The 927-nt window shown below is 32.8% G+C and carries 1 pseudogene; it reads left to right on the forward strand.

The annotated features are described in order from the left end of the window. Positions 1-300 precede the first annotated feature (300 nt). Positions 301-927: pseudogene (locus QM911_RS09840) on the forward strand (hypothetical protein); the annotation flags it as partial.

Here is a 927-nt window from a genome sequence, read left to right on the forward strand (position 1 = left end):
TATAATCAGGTTTTTCTTTGTGAAACATAGGGAACACCTCACAACTTTTCTTACCTCTATTATACGACTTTACAAAAAGAAAAGCCCTTAGAAACTTGGGTTCTAAGGACTTTGTCTTCAATCTGAAGCCAGACGGATGTCTGGCTTTTTTGTATGAGTTTATGTTTAAAAAGTATCATACATATACTAGGAGAAAAATATGGTTTTTGATATAATAAAATATGTAGAAACTAATTATGAAACGAAAAGGCAGATTAGTTTTAACTAGCAATAATTACTATTTCAAAGTGAGGGCATAGTATGGATGAACAGAAATACAATTTGGATCAAAGTTTAGCAGAGATAGATAAACTCCTTGTCTTATCATCCAAGGAGACAGATAAGACCGCCTATGAAGCTCTAGCAGAAAAGGCAAGAATAATTTATGAGCAATATCCTGAATCAGAAGACATTGCGTTGCGGTATGCTATGACTGTAGTCTATTTATCAGGTAAGCAAAAAAGTGTTGAGGAGCGAATAAATACTGCTAATTCTGTCAAAGAAATCTTTGAACGCTTCAAACAATCTGAAGACATTGCATCACTTTATAGTATGGTTCTGGTCAATTTGTCAGCTAAACAAGAAAATATTGAGGAGCTACTAAATACTATTAATTCTGTCAAAGAAATCTTTGAATCCTTCAAACAGTCTGAAACCATTGCTTTACAATATGCTAAGGCTCTAGTCTATTTATCAGGTAAACAAAAAAGTGTTGAGGAGCGAATAAATACTGCTAATTCTGTCAAAGAAATTTTTGAATCCTTCAAACAATCTGAAGAAATTGCTTTACGTTATGCTTTTGCTCTTGGCTATTTGTCAGATGAACAACAAAATGTTGAGGAGCTACTAAATACTATTAATTCTGTCAAAGAAATTTTTGAACGCTTC

The organism is Streptococcus infantis, assembly GCF_047460825.1.
Taxonomy (GTDB): Bacteria; Bacillota; Bacilli; order Lactobacillales; family Streptococcaceae; genus Streptococcus; species Streptococcus infantis_V.